Source organism: Kitasatospora arboriphila, assembly GCF_039528095.1.
GTDB lineage: Bacteria > Actinomycetota > Actinomycetes > Streptomycetales > Streptomycetaceae > Kitasatospora > Kitasatospora arboriphila.
The window spans coordinates 85,864-108,057 of sequence record NZ_BAAALD010000005.1 but is presented as its reverse complement, the minus strand read 5'-3'; the positions used below and the strand labels follow the sequence as shown (position 1 = coordinate 108,057).

22 protein-coding genes are annotated in these 22,194 nt (G+C 74.5%); 4 read left to right on the top strand and 18 right to left on the bottom strand.

All coding sequences use genetic code 11. From position 1 onward, the window contains the following. Nucleotides 1–22: 22 nt before the first annotated feature. The 6 genes from ABD353_RS04480 to ABD353_RS04455 all read right to left on the bottom strand — a co-directional run bounded on the left by ABD353_RS04480 (nucleotide 23) and on the right by ABD353_RS04455 (nucleotide 6,759). Nucleotides 23–1,567: an SRPBCC domain-containing protein gene (locus tag ABD353_RS04480; RefSeq protein WP_344622132.1), complete on the bottom strand. Its 1,545-nt coding sequence runs from the start codon at nucleotides 1,565–1,567 to the stop codon at nucleotides 23–25. 133 nt (nucleotides 1,568–1,700) lie between these two features. Beyond that, nucleotides 1,701–3,335, bottom strand: coding sequence for a spermine/spermidine synthase domain-containing protein (locus ABD353_RS04475; RefSeq protein ID WP_344622131.1), 1,635 nt, complete (start codon nucleotides 3,333–3,335; stop codon nucleotides 1,701–1,703). 115 nt (nucleotides 3,336–3,450) lie between these two features. Further along, entirely contained in the window at nucleotides 3,451–4,011 is a 561-nt protein-coding gene (locus ABD353_RS04470; RefSeq protein ID WP_344622130.1) for a DUF2617 family protein, read from the bottom strand. Between the two features lie 370 nt (nucleotides 4,012–4,381). Continuing rightward, nucleotides 4,382–5,542, bottom strand: a complete 1,161-nt coding sequence (locus ABD353_RS04465; protein ID WP_344622129.1) for a pyridoxal phosphate-dependent aminotransferase — start codon at nucleotides 5,540–5,542, stop codon at nucleotides 4,382–4,384. 169 nt (nucleotides 5,543–5,711) lie between these two features. Then, nucleotides 5,712–6,266: a type III secretion system chaperone family protein gene (locus ABD353_RS04460; protein ID WP_344622128.1), complete on the bottom strand. Its 555-nt coding sequence runs from the start codon at nucleotides 6,264–6,266 to the stop codon at nucleotides 5,712–5,714. Between the two features lie 139 nt (nucleotides 6,267–6,405). Next, nucleotides 6,406–6,759, bottom strand: a complete 354-nt coding sequence (locus ABD353_RS04455; protein ID WP_344622127.1) for a beta/gamma crystallin domain-containing protein — start codon at nucleotides 6,757–6,759, stop codon at nucleotides 6,406–6,408. Between the two features lie 293 nt (nucleotides 6,760–7,052). On the opposite strand from ABD353_RS04455, the gene ABD353_RS04450 reads away from it, so the two are divergent. After that, nucleotides 7,053–7,340: a helix-turn-helix domain-containing protein gene (locus ABD353_RS04450; RefSeq protein ID WP_344622126.1), complete on the top strand. Its 288-nt coding sequence runs from the start codon at nucleotides 7,053–7,055 to the stop codon at nucleotides 7,338–7,340. A gap of 337 nt (nucleotides 7,341–7,677) precedes the next feature. Here ABD353_RS04450 and ABD353_RS04445 read toward each other — a convergent pair whose 3' ends face one another. The 6 genes from ABD353_RS04445 to ABD353_RS04420 form a co-directional block, all read right to left on the bottom strand. Beyond that, a complete protein-coding gene (locus ABD353_RS04445) occupies nucleotides 7,678–7,833 on the bottom strand; it encodes a hypothetical protein (RefSeq protein ID WP_344622125.1) in 156 nt (51 codons plus the stop codon). A 116-nt stretch (nucleotides 7,834–7,949) separates the two neighbouring features. Then, entirely contained in the window at nucleotides 7,950–8,132 is a 183-nt protein-coding gene (locus ABD353_RS04440; protein ID WP_263105051.1) for a PspC domain-containing protein, read from the bottom strand. Between the two features lie 716 nt (nucleotides 8,133–8,848). After that, complete coding sequence (locus tag ABD353_RS04435; protein ID WP_344622124.1) at nucleotides 8,849–9,499, bottom strand: VanZ family protein; 651 nt, start codon at nucleotides 9,497–9,499, stop codon at nucleotides 8,849–8,851. 56 nt (nucleotides 9,500–9,555) lie between these two features. Then, complete coding sequence (locus tag ABD353_RS04430) at nucleotides 9,556–9,822, bottom strand: hypothetical protein (RefSeq protein WP_344622123.1); 267 nt, start codon at nucleotides 9,820–9,822, stop codon at nucleotides 9,556–9,558. Continuing rightward, the gene (locus ABD353_RS04425; protein ID WP_344622122.1) at nucleotides 9,819–11,306 is read right to left on the bottom strand and encodes an ATP-binding protein; all 1,488 of its coding nucleotides are present in this window, start codon (nucleotides 11,304–11,306) and stop codon (nucleotides 9,819–9,821) included. The genes ABD353_RS04430 and ABD353_RS04425 overlap by 4 nt, the downstream gene beginning before the upstream one ends. A 45-nt stretch (nucleotides 11,307–11,351) precedes the next feature. Then, on the bottom strand, nucleotides 11,352–12,032 hold the full coding sequence (locus tag ABD353_RS04420) for a response regulator (protein ID WP_344622121.1): 681 nt from the start codon (nucleotides 12,030–12,032) through the stop codon (nucleotides 11,352–11,354). Nucleotides 12,033–12,523: 491 nt separating this feature from the next. Here ABD353_RS04420 and ABD353_RS04415 point away from each other — a divergent pair, with 491 nt between their 5' ends. Beyond that, entirely contained in the window at nucleotides 12,524–13,246 is a 723-nt protein-coding gene (locus ABD353_RS04415; RefSeq protein WP_425555077.1) for a SigE family RNA polymerase sigma factor, read from the top strand. Between the two features lie 166 nt (nucleotides 13,247–13,412). Here the strand turns inward: ABD353_RS04415 and ABD353_RS04410 are convergent, their stop codons facing one another. Next, the gene (locus ABD353_RS04410; protein WP_344622120.1) at nucleotides 13,413–14,609 is read right to left on the bottom strand and encodes a PucR family transcriptional regulator; all 1,197 of its coding nucleotides are present in this window, start codon (nucleotides 14,607–14,609) and stop codon (nucleotides 13,413–13,415) included. Nucleotides 14,610–14,699: 90 nt separating this feature from the next. Between ABD353_RS04410 and lysA the strand changes: the two genes are divergently transcribed. Continuing rightward, nucleotides 14,700–15,962 (top strand): diaminopimelate decarboxylase, encoded by a 1,263-nt coding sequence (gene lysA / locus ABD353_RS04405; RefSeq protein ID WP_344622119.1) that lies wholly within the window; start codon nucleotides 14,700–14,702, stop codon nucleotides 15,960–15,962. Between the two features lie 33 nt (nucleotides 15,963–15,995). Next, nucleotides 15,996–17,438, top strand: a complete 1,443-nt coding sequence (locus tag ABD353_RS04400) for an amino acid permease (RefSeq protein ID WP_344622118.1) — start codon at nucleotides 15,996–15,998, stop codon at nucleotides 17,436–17,438. 25 nt (nucleotides 17,439–17,463) lie between these two features. Here the strand turns inward: ABD353_RS04400 and ABD353_RS04395 are convergent, their stop codons facing one another. From ABD353_RS04395 to deoC, 5 genes are all read right to left on the bottom strand, one after another. Then, nucleotides 17,464–18,108 carry an ATP-binding protein gene (locus tag ABD353_RS04395; protein WP_344622117.1) on the bottom strand — a complete coding sequence of 215 codons (645 nt, stop codon included), beginning with the start codon at nucleotides 18,106–18,108 and terminating at the stop codon, nucleotides 17,464–17,466. A gap of 88 nt (nucleotides 18,109–18,196) precedes the next feature. Further along, nucleotides 18,197–18,604, bottom strand: a complete 408-nt coding sequence (locus ABD353_RS04390; protein WP_344622116.1) for a hypothetical protein — start codon at nucleotides 18,602–18,604, stop codon at nucleotides 18,197–18,199. A 151-nt stretch (nucleotides 18,605–18,755) separates the two neighbouring features. Further along, nucleotides 18,756–19,658, bottom strand: a complete 903-nt coding sequence (locus tag ABD353_RS04385) for an aldehyde dehydrogenase family protein (protein WP_344622115.1) — start codon at nucleotides 19,656–19,658, stop codon at nucleotides 18,756–18,758. Next, nucleotides 19,651–21,138, bottom strand: a complete 1,488-nt coding sequence (locus ABD353_RS04380) for an aldehyde dehydrogenase family protein (RefSeq protein WP_344622114.1) — start codon at nucleotides 21,136–21,138, stop codon at nucleotides 19,651–19,653. The genes ABD353_RS04385 and ABD353_RS04380 overlap by 8 nt, the downstream gene beginning before the upstream one ends. Nucleotides 21,139–21,143: 5 nt before the next feature. Then, a complete protein-coding gene (gene deoC, locus ABD353_RS04375) occupies nucleotides 21,144–22,130 on the bottom strand; it encodes a deoxyribose-phosphate aldolase (RefSeq protein WP_344622192.1) in 987 nt (328 codons plus the stop codon). Nucleotides 22,131–22,194: the final 64 nt, after the last annotated feature.

The following is a 22,194-nucleotide window of genomic DNA, read 5'->3' as shown; positions in this document are numbered from 1 at the left end:
TCTAAGGGCCGCCACCCTCCGCTCAGCGACGGCGCAGCGCCCGCACCAGCACCACGGCACCGCCGATCAGCGCCACCCCGCCGCCGATCACCCAGGGCATCGCACTGCGCTCGCCCGCCCCGCCGGTGAGCAGCGTGGGCTCCGGGCCGCCCCAGCGGCTGGCCGCCCGGGCGCGGGCACTGCGGGCCGGGGGAGTCGGCGCGTAGCGGCCGTGCGGCGGCGCGTGGTCCACCTCCTCCGCCGAGCGGCCCACGATCGACCGCCGCACCGGCCCGGACGCCGCCGGCTCCGGCTGGTACTCGAACCCCGCAGGCTCCGGCTCGGGCGAGGGCAGCGGCTCGTCCTCGTCCGAGAAGGCGATCAGGTCGGACAGGTCGTCGTCGAGGTCCCGCTCCGCCCGGTCGTCCAGGTAGACCACGGTCGCCCCGGGCTCCTCCTCGTCCCCGGACTCGCCCTCGGACTCGCCCTCGGGCTCCCCGGGCTCCTCCGCCTCCGCGGCGGCCTCCTGCGGCTCCTCGACAGGCTCGGCCTCAGGCTCAGCCTCTGCCTCAGGCTCCTCGACGGCCTCGGCGGCGGGCTCCTCGACAGCGGGCTCCTGGACAGGGACGGCCGGCGTCTCGGGCTCCTCGGCCTCCTCGGCCTCCTGGGCCGACTCCGCGGGCTCCGCGGCCTCTGCGGCAGTCTCCTGCAGCTCCTCGACGGCGGGCTCCTCGACGGGGGCGGGCTCCGCCCCTGCCTCGACGGCAGGCTCTTCGACGAGCGGCTCGACGGCCTCGGCGGCAGGCTCCTCGACGGGGGCGGTCGGCGTCTCGGGCTCTTCCGCCTCCGCGGCAGCCTCCTGCGGCTCCTCGACAGGGGCGGGCTCGGGCTCAGGCTCAGCGTCTGCCGCAGGCTCCTCGACGGCCTCGGCGGCGGGCTCACCCTCGGCCTCCGCCTCGACGGCAGGCTCTTCGGTGGCCTCGGCCGCGGGCTTCTCGGCCTCCTGGACCGACTCCGTCGCCGCAGGCTCCTCGACGGTGGCGGGCTCCTCGGCAGGGGCAGGCTCAGCCCCCGCCTCGGCCTCGGCGGGCTCGGCAGCCGTCTCCTCGGTTTCGTCGTCCGCCGGCGGCAGGACGGCGTCCGGGCCGGCGCCGGCCTCGACGGCGAGGGCGGCGACGAGGCGGTCGAGGAGTCTGCGGCCGGCCGTCTCCAGGACGTCGTCCGGGAACTCGGCGAGGCGGCCCTCGGCGCTCAGGTCTCCGGCGAAGCGCATGACGCTGCCGTCCGCGTGGTCGTGCACGCTGACCCGCACGGTCGCGGTGACCTCGCCGGAGCCCCGGACCTCCTCGCCCTCGGCGAGCGCGGTGAGCACGCCCTCGCGTCCGGGGATCAGCGAGAGCGAGCCGCGGTAGGTGATGGTGGAGCTGCCGACGCGCAGCCGCAGCCGCCCGTCGACCTGCCCGTCCGGTGTGCGGGACGTCCCGGCGTCGGTGCTCAGGCCGGGGACGCAGCGGGCCAACAGCTCGCTGTCCTGCAGGACCTGCCGGACGGCGTTGGCCGGCAGCGGGACGACAACCTCATGCTCCATACCGGCGAGCCTACCCACCCGGGTGCCCGGTGCGGGGGGTTGGCGTCGGGTCGATCCGCGGAGGTTCGGCAGCTGTACACGGACGGCCCCCGCAGCCCTGCCGCCGCGGGCGGGCCGGGCGGGCGGCGGGGGCTCAGCCGAGCAGCCGGTAGGGGGCCGGCAGCCGTGCGGGGCGGCGGGCCGCGAGTCTCGCGGCGGACTCCCGGAGTCCGTCGGTGGTGAGGGCCCGCGGCGGCGGGGCGTCCCGGCCGAGGGAGAGCACCGGTTGGCTGCGGGCGGCCAGCAGGAAGGCCGGGCGGGGCGCGGCCGCGGGGGTGTGCGGGCAGGACGGCGGTGCGCCGGGCGGGGCCTGGTAGGCGACGGTGCGCAGGCCGTCGGCGCGCAGTCCGGCCTCCGCCGTCCACAGGCCGCGGGCGACGGCGCCGCCGCGGACGGCGAGCCGGCCGCCGGGGGCGAGCCGTCCGGCCGCCAGCCCGAAGAACTCCTGGCTGTGTGCGGCCCGGCCGGTGTCGCCGTGCGGCACGGGCAGGTCGGAGACGATGACGTCGAAGCGCGGGCGGCCGGTGCGGCGCAGCCAGGCGATCGGTTCGGCGTGCACCACCCGCACCCGGGGGTCGTCGTAGGCGTGCCCGGTGAGGGCGGCGAGGGCGGGGTCGCGGCGGACGAGGGCGGTGAGTGCCGCGTCCGGTTCCACCACCACGACCTCGCGGACGGCGGAGTGCCGCAGCACCTCGCGGACGGCGGGGCCGCCGCCGCCCAGGACCAGGACCCGGCCGTTGGGCGTGCCGGCGAGCGCGGGGTGGACGAGCGCCTCGCTGTCCCGGTACTCGTCCGGGCCGCAGACGGCCAGCCGGCCGCCGACGAAGAGCTCCAGCGGTGCGGTGGTGCCGGGGCCGCCCGCGAGCACGATCTCCTGGTCGCGGCCGGGCACCGCCAGGCGGACCTGCGCCCCGTACAGGGCCTGTCGGGCGGCGCGCTCGATCGCGCCGGTGAACGCGGCGGCGCAGGCCAGGACGGCGAGGACCAGTCCGCAGCCGGCCCAGAGCAGCAGCCGGGCCCGCGGCGGCGGCTCCTCGCGGAACAGCCACAGCACCACGGCCGCGCCGGCCACCGCGTTGACCGCTCCGGTGGCGAGCGCGCCGGCGGCCGGGCCGAGGGCGGGCAGCAGCAGGAAGGGGAAGGCCAGCCCGCCGATCAGCGCACCGACGTAGTCGGCGGCGAACAGGTCGGCGACCGCCCGTCCGGCGTGTTCCCGGCGGATCCGCTGGACGAGGGTCATCAGCAGCGGGATCTCGGCGCCGATCAGCACCCCGATCAGGAAGGTGGTGCCGGTCAGGCCGGCGGCGGCCGTCCGGTGGCCGTCCAGCCAGGCCCAGCAGGAGTACAGCGCGAGCACCGACAGCCCGCCGGTGAGCGCCAGCCCGCACTCCACCAGGGCGAAGGCGGTGGCGGGGCGGCGGGCCAGCCGTTTGGCGAGCAGCGAGCCGACGCCCATCGCGAAGACCATCACCGACAGCACCAGGGAGGTCTGGGTGACCGAGTCGCCGAGCAGGGTCTGCCCGACGGCGACGAGTTCCAGTTCGTAGACGAGGCCGCAGGCGGCGCAGACGAAGGCGGCCAGCAGGACCAGCGGCCGGGCCAGTCGGCCGCGCACGCCGGGCGGGGCGGCACCGCCGGTCCACGGCCGGGCGACGGCCCGGACGCGGGGTGCTTCGGCGCGGCCGTCGAGGCCCGGCCGAGCGGGTGGATCCGCCGGACGGTTGATCATGCGCAAACGCTAGCGACATCCACCGGCCGTGGCGGCACCCGTTGGAAGGACGCCGCACCAGATGGAATTGACGGTTCGTCGGCGTTCCGGTCGGGCGCTGCTCCGTTCGCGTGAATCACCCGGCCTCGGCCGCCCAGCCGGCGCCCTGCAGCACCAGGGCGGAGCGGGTGCACACCAGTCGGCCCTCCTGCGGGTAGGCGTGCCAGGTGCGCCAGAGGACCCGCCGCTCCTCGCACTGCGCGACCAGGGCGGTGAAGGCGCAGGGGTCGCCGGGGAAGATGCCCGCCAGGCCGTGCGGGTGTTCGGCGACCAGGGCCAGCAGTTCCTGGGCCCGGGCGGCGAAGGTGTGCGCGGGCAACTCCTCGATCCGGGCCGCGAACTCGTACTCCCAGCCCGCCACGCGTTCCGCCACCCGGGCGGGCAGCGGGGTGCGGCGGCCGGGCAGGCAGGCCACGGTCTCCAGGCAGTCGCCGGGTCCGGCGGCCACCACGACCTGGTGCGAGGCCCCGAGCAGGCGCAGTTGCAGGGTGGCCGTGCCGACCCCGGCCGCGCCGTCGGCGGGGGCGTCGAAGCTCAGCTCCCGCACGGCCAGCGCGGGCAGCGGCTCGCCGCCCAACTGCCAGGCGAGGTCGCCGGCGCGGGTGTCCGTGTACGAGGTCTGCAGTGTGGTGAGCATGCTCCGCTCCGCGTTTCGAACTCCGTAACGCGCCCGCCGTCAGCGTCCGACTCCACCGACGGGCCGGCGTTCGAGGCTGTGCGGTCCAGGACGCGGCCGACCGTGGAAGGAAGGATTCCGGCTGGAGACTCAGCAGCAGAGAAGCACGAATTCCGCGGGTCCGTCGGGGATTTACCCATCCTCGACCAGCATTCACCGTTCCGGGTGGAACGGCCGGAGCGCCCCGCTCATTCGGGGTGTCGACTCTGCGAACCGTGTTCCCATGCACCCGCGTACGCGCCGTCCGCGCCGGGGGTGCGCCCCGCGTACCCGCTCACCCGTTCGGCCTCCGGGGACCGGGCCGTCGGACCAGGTCCCCCGGAGGCGGCGCTCAGAGGCGGCGCAGCCGTTCGACCGCCTCCCGGAGCACCTGGTCGCGCTTGCAGAAGGTGAAGCGGACGAGGGAGCGGCCCTCGTCGGTGTTGTCGTAGAAGACGGCGTTGGGGATGGCGACCACGCCGCAGCGCTCGGGGAGGGAGCGGCAGAAGTCGGCGCCGTCCTTCTCGCCGAGCGGGGTGATGTCGGTGGTGATGAAGTACGTGCCCTCGGGGACGAAGACCCGGAACCCGGCCTCGGCGAGCCCGTCGGCGAGCAGGTCGCGCTTGCGGAGCAGGTCGGCGCGGAAGCCGTCGAAGTACTCGTCGGGCAGCCGCAGGGCCTCGGCCACCGCGTACTGGAAGGGGCCGGCCGAAACGTACGTCAGGTACTGCTTGGCGGTGCGGACGGCGGCCACCAGCTCGGGGCTGCCGGTCACCCAGCCGACCTTCCAGCCGGTGAAGGAGAAGGTCTTGCCGGCCGAGGAGATCGAGACGGTGCGCTCGCGCATCCCCGGCAGCGCGGCGAGCGGGTGGTGCCCGCCGCTGAACACCAGGTGCTCGTAGACCTCGTCGGTGACCACCAACAGGTCGTGCTCGACCGCGAGTTCGGCGATGGCGCGCAGCTCGTCGGCGTTCAGGACGAGGCCGGTGGGGTTGTGCGGGGTGTTGATCAGCAGCAGCCGGGTGCGCGGGGTGATCAGGGCGCGCAGCTCGTCCAGGTCCGGCCGGAAGGCCGGCGGGCGCAGGGTGAGCGGCACCCGGACGGCCCCGGCCATGGCGATGCAGGCGGCGTAGGAGTCGTAGAAGGGCTCGAAGGCGATCACCTCGTCGCCGGGTTCCAGCAGGGCCAGCAGTGCGGCGGCGATGGCCTCGGTGGCGCCGGCGGTCACCAGGACCTCGGTGTCCGGGTCGTAGGTGAGGCCGTGGAAGCGCTGCTGGTGCTCGGCGACCGCGGTGCGCAGCTCGGGGATGCCGGGGCCGGGCGGGTACTGGTTGCCGCGGCCCTCGCGCAGGGCCCGGACCGCCGCCTCACGGACCTCCTCGGGCCCGTCGGTGTCGGGGAAGCCCTGCCCGAGGTTGATCGAGCCGGTCGCCGTGGCCAGGGCGGACATCTCCGCGAAGATCGTGGTGCCGAGGCCGTTCAGGCGGCGGTTGAGCAGGGGCCGGGCTTCCATGGGGTCTCCAGCGGTGTCGTCGGCGGCTGCGCCCACCGTAGTGCCCGGACCGGGCGCTTCCCAGGGGCCGCCGGGGCCGACGCGCGGGCGGCCGGAGGACGGCCGGAGGACGGGTCGGGCCCGCACCCCGGCGTACCGGAGTGCGGGCCCGACCGCGGACCTGGCGGGATCAGGCGTCCTCGCCGCCGTCCTCGGGCTTGTCGCCCTCCTCGATGTCGCCCTGGAGGCCGAGGCGCTCGATCATCCACTGCTCGAAGCCGACCGAGGCCTGGGTCCAGTTCGCGGTGGTGGTCACGAAGTACTCCAGGCTCACACCGGTGCCGACGATCATCTGGGACTCGCCGATCAGGCGGACGACGCCGTCCTCGTGGGTGTGGGTGTAGACCTTCGGCCAGAGGGTCTCGCGGTTCCACTCGTCGACGAGGTCGAGGATCTCGCCCTTGCGCTCCAGCTCGTACGCGCGGTCGTAGAAGGCGCGGACCGCGAAGAGCTCCTTCTGGTCGCCGCGGAACATGTAGTAGACGCGGAAGCCCTCCCAGGGAGCGGTGAGGTCACCGTCATCGTCGACGACGTGCTTCAGCTGCATCTGGTCGAGCAGCTGGGCGACCAGGTTCTGGTCCGGCACGATCACCGGCGGAGGGCCGGCCGGGGCGCCGCCGGGCTGGCCGCCCTGCGGCGGCTGGGGCGCGCCGAACGACGGGATGGACGACGGGTCGATGCTCATGGGGTCCTCAATCTCACAGCACGGGGAGTGGTCGGCGATGAGAGACCGCCTCCATGTCCCATCCTGCCTCATCCGGGCCCGCGGGCACAGGGCCTCCCGGGCGGCGGCGGGGCGGTCCGCCGCCGAACGGTCGCCCTGGTCAGAAGATCTGCAGCCAGCGCACGGTGCCCTCCGCGCCGTTGTCGTAGTAGTGGTCGTCCTCCCAGGTCCACGGGTCCAGGTGGCGGGTCACCCCGCCGTTCACGCTGGTGTAGTAATACAGCAGGTTGTTGCCGGAGTAGATGTTGTCGACCTTGTAGATGGTCACGTCGGCGTAGCCCGCGTTGGCGAAGCACAGGTGCCCGGACCACCCGTAGTTGTAGATGTTGACGAAGTCCGTCCGTCCGTTGCAGCTGACCCGGTTGATCGCCGAGGCCCCGGTCGCGGGCAGGGCGAGGACGAGGGCCGCTGCGGCCGCCGCAGTGAGGGCGGCCTGCTTCCATCGGCGTGTCATTGCGGTCACCGTTCCTGTGCGGGGCCGGACGGGCCGGCCGACGGTCGTGGCGGACGGGAGTTTGGCAACCGCCCCGTCGGCCGGGCCAGGTGGTTGTCAGGACGTTGAACGGCAGAACGACCGGTCGGTACGGACAAACCAGATTCTTGAGTGATTCATGTCACGCGATGGCGGATCGGAACGCGTTGCCGCCCGCCACGGCGGCGGTTAGTTTGCGGTGCAACCCTCCCGGCGGCGACAAGTGCGGCCGCCGGACGTCCGGTTGGGTGCGTCGACTGACGAGGAGTCGTACGGTGGGGGATTTCGGGGCGGGGGCGCCGCAGGACCGGTTGGGGACACTGCTGCGCAGCATCCGGCTGGACCGGGGGATGACCCAGGAGGAACTGGGTGCGGCGTCCGGCATGAGCGTGCGGTCCATCCGCGATCTGGAACGCGGGGTCTCCTGCCCGCGGATCTCGACGCTGCGGCTGCTCGCGCACACCTGGCAGCTGTCGGAGGCCCAGCGGGCCGAGCTGCACCGGCTGGCCCGGGCCAAACGCGACGGCGCGGGAGACACCCGGGGGAGCGGGGCACGACCGTGAGGGCGGCCGCCGGGCGGCGGTCCGCCGCGGCGGTGCTGGCGCTGCTCGCGCTCGTCGGCTGCGGCGCGGGAGGGGACGGCACGCCCGCCCCGGCGCTCACCCCGCCGGCCCTCGGAGCACCCACCGCCCCGCCGTCGGGGCGCGAGGGGATGCTGGCCCTGCCGCTGTCGGCGTACGGGTCGGACCGCGAGCAGAACGCCCGCCGGGAGCAGGCCGTCCGCGCGCTGACCGCCGACTGCATGCACGCGGCCGGCTGGACGGGGTTCACCGGGGACGACGCGCTGGACAGCGGCGGCGAGGTCCCCGACGCGTCGGCGCTGCCGGCCGGGGCCTTCGGCTACCTGCGGGCCGAGGTGGCCGCCGTCCAGGGCTTCCACGGCCCGACCGCGGCGGCCCCGGTGCGCACGCCGAGGCCGCCGGCCTCCGAGGCGGAGGGCACGGCGGCCCAGGGGTGCGTGAAGAAGGCGCTGACCGCCGTCCGGCCGGCCGACACCGCCGGGTCCGAGCTGGTGGACGCGCTGTTCGGGCGGTCGCTGGAGGCGACCGGCCGGGACGCCCGGGGGGGGGGGGGCCCCCCGGGGGGGGGGGGGGGCGGCCCTTCGCCGTGCCTCACGGCTCCTGCGGGAGCAGCAGCCAGAGCGCCAGGTAGATCAGGAACTGCGGGCCGGGCAGCAGGCAGGACAGCAGGAAGATGATCCGCACGGTCCACGGGGCGAGGCCGAAGCGCTTGGCCAGCCCGGCGCAGACGCCGGCGATGACGCGGTTGTGGCGGGGGCGGGCGAGCGTGCTCATGGGGTGACTCCCGGGTCGCGGGCCCGGTCCGGTCCGTCCGGCGGGCATGTGTCCATCGTGCTCGGCCGGGCCGCCGGAAACGTCAGCCCCGATAGTGATCCACGCCCCTGACCTCTCACCGGGGCGGCGGACGCCGCTCTCAGGGTCGCCCTCAGGGCCGCCCCCGAGACGCACAGCCGGCCGGCGGTGCCGACGGGCCCGTGGGGGAGGCGCATTCGGGCTCGGGAGCAACGGCTTGCCGGGTCGCGGGCGGCTGCGTGGGCGGTGTCGGCGGCAAGTCCGCGGTGGAGAAACGGTGTTACCGAGTCTGCTCGCACGGGCCCGTCGGGGCGGCTCGTCCGGCCCATGAGCAACGGCTTGCCGGGTCGCGGGCGGCTGCGTGGGCTCCGCCGGCGGCAGGTCCGCGGCGCGGGAGCGGCGTTACCGGGCCGGGCCGGAGTCGAGTCCGCTCGCACGGGCCCGGGCGCCGACGTGTTGCCGTGTCGCGGACAGCTCTGTGGGCGCCGTCGGCGGCAGGTCCACGGTGGGGAAACGGTGCTGCCGGGCCTGGGTGGCAGCCGAGTTCGCTCGCACGGGCCCGCGGGGGCAGCTCGTCCGGGTTCGGAACCAAGGCGTGGCGCCGGGTCGCGGGCGGCCGCGTGGGCTCTGCCGGCGGCGGGTCCGCGGCGCGGGAGCGGGGTTACCGGGACGCGGCCGCCGGCCGTGCCGCGCGGGTGTCACCGGACGGTGGGGCTGCCCGGGGTGGTGAGGCGGCCCAGCGGGGAGGCCGGGGAGGCGAGTTCGTAGGTGCGGTGGTGCGGCTGCGCGGCCGGGAGGGCGGCGCGGCGCCGGCGGCGGGCCCGCAGCCGGAGCAGGGCGCGGGCGGCCGGCACCAGCAGCAGGTGGCAGGCGGCCGCACCGGCCGTGCCGAGGATGATGTCGTCGACGTTCAGTACGTGGCCCGGGGTCCAGCTCTTCAGGATCTCCAGCCCGGTCGCCAGCAGGGCGGCCCCGCCGACGGTGCGCAGGAAGGACGGCAGCACGGGAGTGCGCAGCCGGCCGACCGCGATCGGCAGCAGCACCCCGAACGGGGCGAGCGGCAGGATGCCGGCCGCGAGCTGCCGGGCCCCGGCGTAGCCGCCGAGCGCGAGCGCCCGGTCGACGGAGGCCAGCGGGGTCAGGTTGGCCGGGTAGGTCCAGTTCACCGCGTTGGGCGTCAGCACCAGCCAGGCGAGCAGCACCGCATAGCCGGCCAGCAGGAGCCGTGCGGTCGTCCGCAGCGTGCGGCAGGCCTCCGGCGGCTGGGTCCGACCGGTCGGCCCGGTGTCCTCGATCGGGTCGTCCCCGGCCGCTGCGCCGGTGCGGGTGGTGGTGCCATGTCGGTGCACAACCGGGTGGACGCGGTCTCGGCCGCGGACGGTTCCACCGCCCCGGCCCGGGCGGCTCAGGGGCAGTGCGAGGCCGAAGCGCTCGGCGTCGGCGTGACGCTGAACAGCGGTGCCGGGCTCTTCGCCGCGACGGACGGCGCGCCGGTCGGGGCCGGCGAGGCCGCCGTCGGCGTGGCCGCCCGCGGCACCTGCACGGGGCTCGGGCAGGCCGTGCGGCTGGCGGGCGCCCCGGCGTCCACCGGGACCGCCGTCGGCCGGATGCCGCAGCCGGCGGCGGCTCCGGCCAGCAGGACCAGTGCCGCCGCCCTCCGTACCGCGCTCACTGTGCGTCCTCCTGGCTGGGTGGGGTGTGCGGCAGGGTCAGGGTGAAGACCGCGCCGCTCTCCCCGTTGGCGGCCGTGATGGTGCCGCCGTGGATCTGTGCATTGGCCATCGCGATGGACAGCCCGAGGCCGCTGCCCTCGGAGCGGGCCCGCCCCTTGTCGGCCTTGTAGAAGCGGTCGAAGACGTGCGGCAGCACCTCCTCGGGGATGCCCGGCCCGCTGTCGCGGACCTCGACGACCACCCGGTCGCCCTCCTGCCGGACGACGACCCGGACGGGAGAGCCGCCGTGCTTGAGGGCGTTGCCGATCAGGTTCGCGAAGACGACGTCCAGCCGGCGCGGGTCGGCCATCAGCCGGATGCCGCGCGGCGCGTCCACCTCGACGGCGTCGTACCAGGCCCGGCCGTCGATGCAGGACATGATCAGGTCGGCTATGTCCACCTCGTCGGCGACCAGCTTGGCGGTGCCGGCGTCGAAGCGGGTCACCTCCATGAGGTTCTCCACCAGGTCGGACAGCCGCCGGGTCTCGCTGACCACCAGGCGCACCGCGGGCTCGATCATCGGGTCCAGCGAGTCCGCCTCGTCCTCCAGGATGTCGGTGACGGCGGTCATCGCGGTGAGCGGGGTGCGCAGTTCGTGCGACATGTCGGCCACGAAGCGGCGGCTCTGCGCCTCGCGGGCGCTCAACTCCTCGACCTGGTGCGACAGCGACTCCGCGGTGCGGTTGAACGTCCGGGCGAGGTCCGCGAGTTCGTCGCCGCCCTCGACCTCCAGCCGGGTGTCCAGCTTGCCCTCGCCGAGCCGCCGGGCGGCCTCGCCGAGCCGGCGCACCGGCCGCAGCACGGTCGAGGAGGCGGCCTGCGCCAGCAGCGCCGAGCCGATCAGCGCCAGCAGCGTGGCGATCGCCAGCGACCAGCCCAGCGTGTTGAGATCGGCCCGCTCGTCCTCCAGCGACTTGAACATGTACGCCGTCGGGCCGGAGGGCACCACCTTCGTCCCGCCGACCAGGAACGGCCGGTTGCCCAGGTTCACCCGCTGCCAGTACAGGTGGTACGGGTACTGGTTGCCCGCGCCGACCTCCCGCTGGGCGGCCACCGCCCGCTGCAGCGCCTGCGGCACGTCCTGCAGGGTGAACCGCGACGGGTCGGTGGAGACCGCGCACCCCGGCTGCGCCGGATCGGTCACCACCACGTCGTAGTTGAGCCCGGACGAGGCCACCTGCTGCGCCAGGTAGGCGAGTTCCGGGCAGGTGGACTCCAGCGGCAGGTCGGAGACGTTCCGGGTCAGCGACACCCGGAAGTCGTTCAGCGCGGTGTCCTGGGCGCGCTTGAGGACGGCGTCGCGGTTCAGCCAGTACGCGATGCCGGACGCCGACACCGCGGTGATCAGCGCGACCGCGGCGAACACGGCGATCAGGCGGACCCTGAGCGAGCGCAGCCGCCGCCAGGGACGGCGGCGGCGCGGCGGGGTCTGGGGGTCAGTCAACAGGTCTCACAGACGGGAACGGGAACAGGCGGTCGGCCGGGGCGGTCACTGCATCGGCGGGTCGAGCCGGTAGCCGACCCCGCGCACGGTGCGGATCAGCGTCGGCGCGGACGGCACGTCCTCGACCTTGGCCCGCAGCCGCTGCACGCAGGCGTCCACCAGCCGGGAGTCGCCCAGGTAGTCGTGCTCCCACACCAGCCGCAGCAGCTGCTGCCGGGACAGCGCCTGGCCGGGCCGGCGGCTCAGCTCCAGCAGCAGCCGCAGCTCGGTCGGGGTGAGCTGCAGGTCCTGGCCGTCCTTGGTGACGGTCATCGCCGAGCGGTCGATGACCAGGCTGCCGTAGGTGGAGGAGTCCGAGGACTCGCGTTCTCCCCGGCGCAGCACGGCCCGGATCCGGGCGTCCAGGACGCGCGGCTGGACCGGCTTGACGACGTAGTCGTCGGCGCCGGACTCCAGGCCCACCACCACGTCGATGTCGTCGGAGCGCGCGGTGAGCAGGATGATCGGCAGCTGGTCGGTCCGGCGGATGCGACGGCACACCTCGAAGCCGTCGATGCCGGGCAGCATGACGTCCAGGACGATGAGGTCCGGACGCTGCTCCTTGAACAGCTTCAGGCCGTCCTCGCCCGAGGCAGCGGTGGCCACGCGGTGGCCCTGGCGGGTGAGGGCGAGTTCGAGGCCGGTCCGGATGGCGTCGTCGTCCTCGATCAGAAGCAGGAAAGGCACGGGCTCATTCTGGCCCACCCGGGGCCACAGATCACCCACCCGGGTGGTTGCTGAACGGTCGCGGGAACCGGAGGCGCCGGTTCGGGCGTCCGGGCGGGTGTGACAGCGGTGTGCCCGGACGCCCCGGGCGCTGTGACAGCCCTGTGACAGTCGGCGGACACCGCCATGACGACGGGCGGGCAGGATTTTCCTTGTCGCCGGGAACGACCGGGTGAGAACCGGGAGGAACGGCGACGGGGAACCGCACGTACCGACCATGGGGGCGCACGATGAACGCAACGCTTCTGACCCGCAACGCGGCCGTCCGCGCAGCGCGTTCGACCGCGAACCCGCGGACCAGGTACGAGGTGCGGACCGACGAGACTTCCGGTGCCGTGATCGTACGGGGGTGCGCACACCGCACCGGAGCCCACCGCCCCAACGGCGGCGGGCACGGGGGGGAGCTGTACGGGATCGGCCACCGGGGGAACGCGGCCGACAGCAGCTCGACCATGACGCTCCGGGGGATCCTCCCGGTGGGTCAGGGTCGGGCCATCCCGACGGGGGAAGGCCTGCGCGGCACCGGCTCGGGGGAGCCGGACGCCCGCCAGGCCGCAGGCACCACGCTGCTGCGGCTCACCCCCGCGGCGGCCGGTGCCGAGGACGGTCGACAGGGAGGCGCGCAGGGGGAGTGCTCGCCCGAGGCGGCGGACCGCATCGCGGAGTTCACCGCATACGTGCGCGAGCGCCGCGCCTCCCTGTACGCCACCGCGTACCACCTCACCGGTGACCGCTACGAGGCCGAGGACCTGCTGCAGAGCGCGCTCTTCAGCACCTACCGCGCCTGGGACCGGATCGCCGACAAGGCCGCGGTCGGGGGCTACCTCCGCCGCACCATGACCAACCTGCACATCTCCGCCTGGCGGCGCCGCAAGGTCAACGAGTACCCGACCGAGGAGCTGCCGGAGACGGCCGGCGACACCGACGCGATGGGCGGCACCGAGCTGCGCACCGTGCTCTGGCAGGCGCTGGCCAAGCTGCCGGAGAACCAGCGGACCATGCTGGTGCTCCGCTACTACGAGGGCCGCACCGACCCGGAGATCGCCGACATCCTCGGCATCAGCGTCGGCACCGTCAAGAGCAGCATCTGGCGCGCGCTGCGCCGGCTGCGCGACGACGAGCAGCTCAACCGGACGGGCGACACCGTGCACGCCTTCGGCGAGCTGGTCGCCTGACCGCACACCACAGGACTCCCGTCGGGGGACGGGTGAAGGGGTCGCGGAAGCGCGGATGGCCTACTCGGGGGAGTGGCCGCCGACGGGGGAAGCCCGCAGCCCCGCAACAGCAGGAGCCCGGTGCCGGGGAGAGGCACCGGGCTCCTGTGCGTCCGCCCGGGCACGCTCAGAGCGCCAGCCGCAGCTGGAGCCAGGCCGACAGCCGGTCGTCCGGGTGCTCCAGGTCCAGGCCGAACAGTTGCCCGGCCCGCCGCAGCCGGTACTTCAGCGTGTTCGGATGTACGCCGACCCGCTCCGCCGCGGTCGCCACCGAGCCCACGGCGTCCAGCCACGCCGCCACCGACCGGGCGTACTCCGTGCGGTGCTCCCGGTCGTGCGCCAGCATCGCCTCCACCGCCGGGTGCCGCAGCTCCGGGCGCCGGGCCAGCTCGTCGGCGACCTTGGCCAGCAGCACCCGGGCGTGGACGTCGGTCAGGCCGGCGACCGCGGCGCACCCGGGATCCGCGGAGATCACCCGCAGTACGTCGTCCACCTCGGCCCGGAGCGCCGGCACCGCCTCCAGATCCTCCGCCGGCCGGCTCACGGCGGCCCGCACCAGCCCGCCGCCGCTCGGCCCGAGCGCCGCCACCGCCTGCTCCGCCAGCCGGCGCGCGGCCGCCGGTCCGACCTCGGCGAGCAGCACGTAGACCGTCCGGCCGACGGCGGCCACCGCCGCCTCCCCGTGCACGGCTGCCCAGTGCCGCGCCGCCGCCGCGGCGAGCCGCACCACCGAGGGCGGTTCGTCGGCCGGCAGCCGCAGCGGGGTCAGCCCGACCAGCACCAGCCGCGGCCGTTCCGGCAGCCCCAGCGCGTACCGCAGGTCCGCGGTGCGCCCGCCGCCGTGCAGTGCGTCGCGCAGTCCGTCCTCCCGCGCCCGCAGTTCCAGTTCCTGTGCGCTGCGGCGGCGCAGGATGTGCAGCGCGGCCAGCCGGGCGCCGTCGCGCATCGCCCGCTCGCCGGCCGGGTCCAGGCCGTCCGGGCCCTCGATCGCCCAGATGGTGCCGAGCGGCAGGTCGCCCGCCCGGATCGCCACGGCAGCCCGGGGCAGCTCGTCCTCGGCGAGGGTCGGCAGCCGCATCACGCCGGGCGCGGCCAGCACCTCCCGGTACTGGGCCGGCTGCTCGGCCTGGTCCGGCACCCGGCGCTCCAGGATGCCGCGCCGCCGGAGCTCGTCGATCCGCTGGTCGGGCAGCGCGGAGTAGGCGAGCACCCGCCGGTCCAGATCCTCGACCGCCACCGATCCGCCGGTCACTGCGGCGATGGCGTTGGCCAGCGCGAACAGCTCCTCGCTCGTGCCCTCCATTGGCGATTGCGCATCATCCATGTCCCGACCCTAGGCGATTGCGCCAAAGACGTCCGCCCGGGCCGCCGCCACGATGGCTGTGCACCGCAGCCCACCCCCGGAAGGGGCACCATGCAGGACCAGCTGATCGGCCTTTTCCCGCCCGGCACCGAACTCGACGACGACGGCGCCCTGGTGATCGCCGGCTGTCCGGTGGCCGAACTCGCGGAGACGTACGGCACCCCGGCGCTGATCGTGGACGAGGGCGCCCTGCGCGCCCGGGCCCGCGCGTACGCCGACGGCCTCGCCGCCCGCTGGCCGAACTCCCGGGTCACCTTCGCCTCCAAGGCCTTCCCGTGCACCGCCGTCTACCGGGCCCTCACCGAGGAGGGCCTCGGCATCGACGTGGCGAGCGGCGGCGAACTGACCCTCGCCGTGGCCGGCGGAGCCGACCCGGCCGGCCTGGTCGTGCACGGCAACGCCAAGACCTCCGAGGAACTGCGGATGGCCGTCGACGCCGGTGCCGGGCTGATCGTGGTCGACAACTTCGACGACATCGACCGTCTGGAGCTGATCCTCGCCGAACGGCCCGGCCGCGAGCAGGGCGTCCTCGTCCGGGTCACCCCCGACATCCGCCCGGACACCCACGAGGCCGTCTCCACCGGCCAGGCCGGCTCCAAGTTCGGGCTGCTGCTGCCCGAGGCCCGCGAGGCGATCGCCCGGCTGCGTGGCAGCGACCGGTTGCGCCTGGACGGCGTCCACGTGCACGTCGGCTCGCAGATCATGGACACCAAGCCGTTCGAGCAGGCCGTCGAGGCGGTCGCCGGGCTCGGCACGTTCGACGTCTACGACCTCGGCGGCGGCCTCGGCGCCCGCTACACGTACCGGGACAGCCCGCCGAGCGTGGACGAGTACCTCGACGCCCTCGTCGACAGCGCCCGCGGCACCCTGCCCGCTGCCGCCCGCATCCTGATCGAGCCCGGCCGCTCGATGACCGCCGAGGCAGGCGTCTCGCTCTACCGGGTGGTCACCGTCAAGCACGGCCGCCCGACCTTCGTCGCGGTCGACGGCGGCATGGGCGACAACCTCGAAGTCTCGCTCTACCAGCAGCGGTTCGAGGCCACCGTGGCCACCCGGGTGGGCGGCGGCGGGCCCGTCCGGCTGGTCGGCCGGCACTGCGAGTCCGGCGACGTGCTCAGTGCGGGCGTCCCGCTGCGCGACCCCCGCCCCGGCGACCTGATCGCCGTCCCCGTCACCGGCGCGTACACCTACGCGCTCGGCAACAACTACAACGGCGCCCGCCGGCCCCCGGTCGTCTTCTGCCGCGACGGCCGCCACCGCGCCGTGGTGCGCCGGGAGACGTACGGCGACCTACTCCGCCGCGACCTGGACTGACCCGACCCCCCACCCCCGTACGAGAGGTCCACCATGGCATCGGACGTGACGCTCCGCCGGCAACTCCTCAGACGCAAGCCGGTCGGTGCCCTCCAGGGCGGCGGCGAACTGCGCCGCACCGTCGGCCTGTTCCAGCTCACCATGATCGGCATCGGGGCCACCATCGGCACCGGGATCTTCTTCACCCTGGACTCGGCGGTGCCGGAGGCCGGCCCGGCCGTCGTGCTCTCCTTCGTGATCGGCGCCGTCACCGCCGCCCTCACCGCCTTGTGCTACGCCGAACTCGCCTCCGCCGTGCCGGTCTCCGGCTCCTCGTACTCCTACGCCTACGCCACCCTGGGCGAGTTCGCCGGCTACGCGGTCGGCTGGTGCCTGCTGCTGGAGTACGCCGTCTCCGGCGCGGCGATCGCGGTGAGCTGGGGCCAGTACCTCAACGACCTCACCGAGCGGCTGTTCGGCTTCCAGCTGCCGCAGGCGATCGCGGCCCCGCCCGGCGCCGGCGGCTGGGTCAACCTGCCCGGCGCCGTCCTGGTGCTGCTCTGCTGCCTGCTGCTGGTCCGCGGGGCGAAGCAGTCCGCGCTGGTCAACACCGTGATGGTGCTGGTCAAGCTGGCCGTGCTGGCGCTCTTCGTGGTGGTCGGCGCGACCGGGTTCCACGCCGCCAACCTGCACCCGTTCGCGCCGATGGGCACGGCCGGGATCGGCGCCGCCGCCTCCACGGTGTTCTTCTCCTTCATCGGCCTGGACGCCGTCTCCACCGCCGGCGAGGAGGTGAAGAACCCCCGCCGCACGCTGCCGCTGGCGATCGTCGGCGCGCTGCTGGTGGTCACCGCCGTGTACGTGCTGGTCGCCCTGGTCGGTGTCGGCGCCCAGCCGTGGACGGCCTTCGGCGGGCAGGAGGCCGGCCTGTCGGCGATCCTCACCCGGGTGACCGGGGCGGGCTGGCCCGGGCTGCTGCTCTCGGCCGGCGCCGTGCTCTCCATCGTCAGCGTCGTCCTCGTGGTCCTCTACGGGCAGACCCGGATCCTGTACACGATGAGCCGGGACGGCATGCTGCCGGAGCTGTTCCGGCGGGTCGGCCCGCGCAGCGGCACCCCGGTCGCCGGCACCGCCGTCGTCGGCGCCCTGGTCGCGGTGCTCGCCGCCGTCGTCCCGCTGGACGTCCTCGCCGACCTGACCAGTCTGGGCACCCTGGTCGCCTTCGCCGTGGTCTCCCTGGGCGTGCTGATCCTCCGGCGCACCGCCCCCGACCTGGAGCGCGGCTTCCGGGTGCCCGGCCACCCGGTGGTGCCCCTGCTGTCCGTCGCTTTCTGCGGCTACCTGCTGTACGGGCTGCCGGCGGACACCTGGCTGCTGTTCGCGGTGTGGCTGGCCCTGGCCGTGGCCGTCTACCTCGGCTACAGCCGGCACCACTCCGCGCTGCAGCAGGCCGACCGGGCCGAGGCCGGGCCGGTGCTCACCGGTACGGCGCCCTGACCGGTGCGGCTCCCCGGGCGCCCGGTCAGGCCGCGACGCGGACCGGCCGGACGTCCGCCACCGCACGCACCCGCCGCTCGGCCTCCGGGCCGGCGCAGGCGTGCGCGCCGAGGGCGGTCTGGCGGGACACGATGCCGCGCTCGGCACGCATCAGCCGCCAGCCGCGCCGCAGCAGGTAGGGCACCGACTTGCGGCCCTCGCGGACGTCCCGGCGGAAGCGCCGCCAGGCCGTGGTGGACGGGCGGTTGCGCAGGCACAGCGCGTCGCCGAGCAGCCCCTCGGCCTCGCAGCGGCCGACCAGCTCGGCGGCGAAGATGCCCTCCGCGACGAACGCGGCCGCGCCGCCTAGGTCGAACGGGCGGACCCCCACCCGGCCGTTGTCCGGGATCGAGTACACCGGGACGTCCGCACGGCCGTCCTCGACCAGCGCCCGGATCACCGCCATCGCCTGCTCGGCGTGCCAGGAGGCGGGCGAGTCCCAGTCCGTGCCGCCGTCGTCCGGCAGCTGCGGCAGCGTCGGGTCGTCGCCGTCCTTGTAGAAGTCGTCGAGCTGGAGCACGGGCAGGCCGGTGCGCTCGGCGAGGGAGGACTTCCCCGATCCGGAGGGTCCCGACAGCAGGATGACGCGGGCGCGCTGGATCGGCGCCGGGTTCAGCGGGGTGTCACTCACGGGACACCAGTCTGACGCATCACCGGCGTTCACCGGTACCGCCGGGACGCCCCCGGGCCAATCTCACACGGACCTCCGGGGGGCGCCGTCAGACCGACCCGTCCACCGGGCCGCCCAGGGCGAGCCGGGTGGTCACCAGGTAACGGCTGTGCACCTGGACGAACACCGCCGCGCCGCCGTCCGGCGGCAGGTAGCCGGTGGCCGCCCAGTCCTGGTCGAACCAGTCCGCCGGCTCCGGGTCGCGGTGCTCACCGCCGAGCCCGAACTCCAGCCACGGGTGCCGGCGGGAGCCGAAGGCGGCGGTGGGCCGGCCCGGGGTGAACAGCAGGCTCCCGTTCTCGAACGCGGCCGGCCAGCCCGGGCGCTCGGAGCGCACCGAGCACGGGATGCGGGTCGGCAGGCCGGCCATCAGCCGCCGGCGCGCCCGCCGTGCGCGCAGCGCCCGCAGCGGCCCGTCCCCGAACAGAACCGCCAGGTCGGCGGCCAACTCCCACATCGTTTCGTCCTTCCGGTCGTTCCTGCCCGGTTGGACTCGCGGAGGGGCCCGGCCAGTTGCCCGCCGACCGGCCGGAACCCGCAACGACGAAAGTGGGACCCGCACCCCCGGTCGGGAGGGTGCGGATCCCACTTTCGTCGCGGCCCGGTGGTCAGATGCCCATCGGGTGCCAGACCGTCTTGGTCTCCAGGAAGGAGGTCAGCCGCTTGGTGCCCGGCTGCTGGGTCCAGTCCGCGGCGGCCGGGTCGGCGGCCGGCCGCAGGACGCGCTTGAGGGTCTCGGCGGCGGCGGCCTCCAGGGCGGCGGGCGAGCCCGGACCGTCCTGGTGCACCGCGCCGGTCAGGTCGAGACCGTTGACGTCCTGGTGGGACGCCAGCGTGGGGGCGATGTCGGCCGTGCGGCCGGACAGCACGTTGACCACACCGCCGGGCAGGTCGGAGGTGGCGAGCACCTCGCCCAGCGACAGCGCCGGCAGCGGCGCCTCGGCGGCGGCCGCGACCACGGCGGTGTTGCCGGTGGCGATCACCGGGGCGATCACCGACACCAGGCCGAGGAAGGAGAAGCCGTGGCCGGCCTGCGGCGCCAGCACGCCGACCACACCGGTCGGTTCGGGCGTCGACAGGTTGAAGTACGGGCCGGCGACCGGGTTGGCGTTGCCGGCGACCTGGGCGACCTTGTCCGTCCAGCCCGCGTACCAGACCCAGCGGTCGATCGCGGCGTCCACCAGCGAGGCGGCCTTCTTGACGCCCAGGCCCTCGGCGGCGGCGACCTCGGCGGCGAACTGCTCGCGGCGGCCCTGCAGCATCTCGGCGACCCGGTACAGCACCTGGCCGCGGTTGTACGCGGTGGTGCCGGACCAGCCCTTGACCGCGGCGCGCGCGGCCACGACGGCGTCCCGGGTGTCCTTGCGGGTGCCGAGCGGGGCGTTGCCGAGCCACTGGCCCTTGGAGTCGGTCACCTCGTACACCCGCCCGCTCTCGGACCGCGGGAACTTCCCGCCGACGTACAGCTTGTAGGTCTTGAGGACGTCAAGACGCAGTGCCAGATCAGACATCGAGGTAGGCCTCCAGACCGTGTCGGCCACCCTCGCGGCCGTAACCCGACTCCTTGTAGCCGCCGAACGGCGAGGCCGGGTCGAACTTGTTGAAGGTGTTGGCCCAGACCACACCGGCCTTGAGCCGGCTCGCCGTCCACAGGATGCGCGAGCCCTTCTCCGTCCAGATGCCGGCGGAGAGGCCGTACGGGGTGTTGTTGGCCTTCTCGACCGCCTCGGCGGGGGTGCGGAAGGTCAGCACCGACAGCACCGGGCCGAAGATCTCCTCACGGGCGATCCGGTGGGCCTGCGAGACGCCGGTGAACAGGGTCGGGCGGAACCAGTAGCCGGTGCCCGGCAGGTCGCAGGAGGGCGACCAGCGCTCGGCGCCCTCGGCCTCGCCGGCGTCGGTCAGCTCGGTGATCCGGGACAGCTGCGCCGAGGAGTTGATGGCGCCGATGTCGGTGTTCTTGTCCAGCGGGTCGCCGACCCGCAGGGTCGACATCCGGCGCTTGAGCGCCTCCAGGAACTCGTCCTGGACCGACTCCTGGACGAGCAGCCGGGAGCCCGCGCAGCAGACGTGGCCCTGGTTGAAGAAGATGCCGTTGACGATGCCCTCGACGGCCTGGTCGATCGGCGCGTCGTCGAAGACGATGTTCGCGGCCTTGCCGCCGAGCTCCAGCGAGAGCTTGGTGCGGGTGCCGGCCAGCTGCCGGGCGATCGAGCGGCCGACCGGGGTGGAGCCGGTGAAGGCGACCTTGTCCACGTCCGGGTGGGCGGTCAGCGCGGCGCCGGTGCGGCCGTCGCCGGTGACGATGTTGACGACGCCCTTCGGCAGGCCCGCCTGGCGGCAGATCTCGGCGAAGCGCAGCGCGGTCAGCGGGGTGGTCTCGGCCGGCTTGAGGACGACCGTGTTGCCGGTGGCCAGCGCCGGGGCGATCTTCCACGCCAGCATCATCAGCGGGAAGTTCCACGGGATGACCTGTGCGGCGACGCCGACCGGCCGCGGGTTGGGGCCGTAGCCCGCGTAGTCCAGCTTGTCCGCCCAGCCCGCGTAGTAGAAGAACCACGCGGCGACCATCGGCACGTCGAAGTCGCGGGTCTCGCGGATCGGCTTGCCGTTGTCGATCGACTCCAGCACGGCCAGCTCGCGGGAGCGCTCCTGGACGATCCGGGCGATCCGGAACAGGTACTTGGCGCGCTCGCTGCCCGGCAGCGCCGACCAGTCGGCGAAGGCCTTGCGGGCGGCGGCGACCGCGCGGTCGACGTCCTCCCCGGTGCCCTGCGCGAACTCCGCCAGCACCTGCTCGGTGGCCGGGTTGACGGTCTTCAGCGCCTCGCTGCCGGAGGAGTCGACGAACTCGCCGCCGATGAAGTGGCCGTAGGAGGTCGCGATGTCGCCGGCCGCGGCCGGGGACTCCGGGGCGGGGGCGTAGGTGAAGAGGCCGCCGCGGGGGGCCTGCGCCACGGGCGCGTCGGTCTTCTTGGTGTTCTTGGCCATCTGTCTCAGTCCACCGTCACGTAGTCAGGGCCGGAGTACCGTCCGGTGGTCAGCTTCTGGCGCTGCATCAGCAGGTCGTTGAGCAGGCTGGAGGCGCCGAAGCGGAACCAGTGCGGGCTCAGCCAGTCGTCGCCCAGCGTCTCGTTGACCATCACCAGGTACTTCATGGCGTCCTTGGTGGTCTTGATGCCGCCGGCCGGCTTCACGCCGATCTGCACGCCGGTCGCGGCGCGGAAGTCGCGGACCGCCTCCAGCATCAGCAGGGTCACCGGGGGAGTGGCGTTCACCGCGACCTTGCCGGTGGACGTCTTGATGAAGTCCGCGCCGGCCAGCATCGCCAGCCAGGAGGCGCGGCGGACGTTGTCGTACGTCTGCAGCTCGCCGGTCTCGAAGATCACCTTGAGGTGGGCGGAGGTGCCGTCGGGACGCCGGCAGGCCTCCTTGACCGCGGTGATCTCGTTGAAGACGTCCAGGTAGCGCCCGGACAGGAAGGCGCCGCGGTCGATCACCATGTCGATCTCGTCGGCGCCGGCGGCGACCGCGTCCACCGTGTCGGCGAGCTTCACCGGCAGGGCCGCGCGGCCGGCCGGGAAGGCGGTGGCGACCGAGGCGACCTGGATGTCGGTGCCGCGCAGCGCCTCCTTGGCGGTGGCGACCATGTCCGGGTAGACGCAGATCGCCGCGACCCGCGGAGCCGTCGGGTCGGACGGGTCGGGGTTCCGGCCCTTGGTGCACAGCGAGCGCACCTTGCCGACCGTGTCCGCGCCTTCCAGCGTGGTCAGGTCGATCATCGAGATCGCCAGGTCGATGGCGTACGCCTTCGCCGTGGTCTTGATCGAACGGGTGCCGAGGGTGGCGGCGCGAGCCTCCAGGCCGACCTGGTCGACGCCGGGCAGGCCGTGCAGGAAGCGGCGGAGCGAGGCCTCGGACGCCGCGACGTCCGCGAGGCCGCTGCCCGCAGCGCCGGGGGCGTGGGCTGCAAGAGTGGACATAGTCACCAGACCAGCATATCTACGCGCGTAGCGATCCGCTAGGGAGGGGCTGTTTTCGATGCCG

Bases quoted from the DNA above. Each gene is read 5' to 3' on its own strand.
- ABD353_RS04475 (WP_344622131.1), bottom strand. From the start codon at position 3,335: ATGATCAACCGTCCGGCGGATCCACCCGCTCGGCCGGGCCTCGACGGC.
- ABD353_RS04415 (WP_425555077.1), top strand. From the start codon at position 12,524: ATGACGCTCCGGGGGATCCTCCCGGTGGGTCAGGGTCGGGCCATCCCG.
- ABD353_RS04400 (WP_344622118.1), top strand. From the start codon at position 15,996: ATGGCATCGGACGTGACGCTCCGCCGGCAACTCCTCAGACGCAAGCCG.
- ABD353_RS04465 (WP_344622129.1), bottom strand. From the start codon at position 5,542: ATGGAAGCCCGGCCCCTGCTCAACCGCCGCCTGAACGGCCTCGGCACC.
- ABD353_RS04455 (WP_344622127.1), bottom strand. From the start codon at position 6,759: ATGACACGCCGATGGAAGCAGGCCGCCCTCACTGCGGCGGCCGCAGCG.
- ABD353_RS04385 (WP_344622115.1), bottom strand. From the start codon at position 19,658: ATGTCTGATCTGGCACTGCGTCTTGACGTCCTCAAGACCTACAAGCTG.
- lysA (WP_344622119.1), top strand. From the start codon at position 14,700: ATGCAGGACCAGCTGATCGGCCTTTTCCCGCCCGGCACCGAACTCGAC.
- deoC (WP_344622192.1), bottom strand. From the start codon at position 22,130: ATGTCCACTCTTGCAGCCCACGCCCCCGGCGCTGCGGGCAGCGGCCTC.
- ABD353_RS04380 (WP_344622114.1), bottom strand. From the start codon at position 21,138: ATGGCCAAGAACACCAAGAAGACCGACGCGCCCGTGGCGCAGGCCCCC.
- ABD353_RS04410 (WP_344622120.1), bottom strand. From the start codon at position 14,609: ATGGATGATGCGCAATCGCCAATGGAGGGCACGAGCGAGGAGCTGTTC.
- ABD353_RS04480 (WP_344622132.1), bottom strand. From the start codon at position 1,567: ATGGAGCATGAGGTTGTCGTCCCGCTGCCGGCCAACGCCGTCCGGCAG.
- ABD353_RS04470 (WP_344622130.1), bottom strand. From the start codon at position 4,011: ATGCTCACCACACTGCAGACCTCGTACACGGACACCCGCGCCGGCGAC.
- ABD353_RS04440 (WP_263105051.1), bottom strand. From the start codon at position 8,132: ATGAGCACGCTCGCCCGCCCCCGCCACAACCGCGTCATCGCCGGCGTC.
- ABD353_RS04390 (WP_344622116.1), bottom strand. From the start codon at position 18,604: ATGTGGGAGTTGGCCGCCGACCTGGCGGTTCTGTTCGGGGACGGGCCG.
- ABD353_RS04460 (WP_344622128.1), bottom strand. From the start codon at position 6,266: ATGAGCATCGACCCGTCGTCCATCCCGTCGTTCGGCGCGCCCCAGCCG.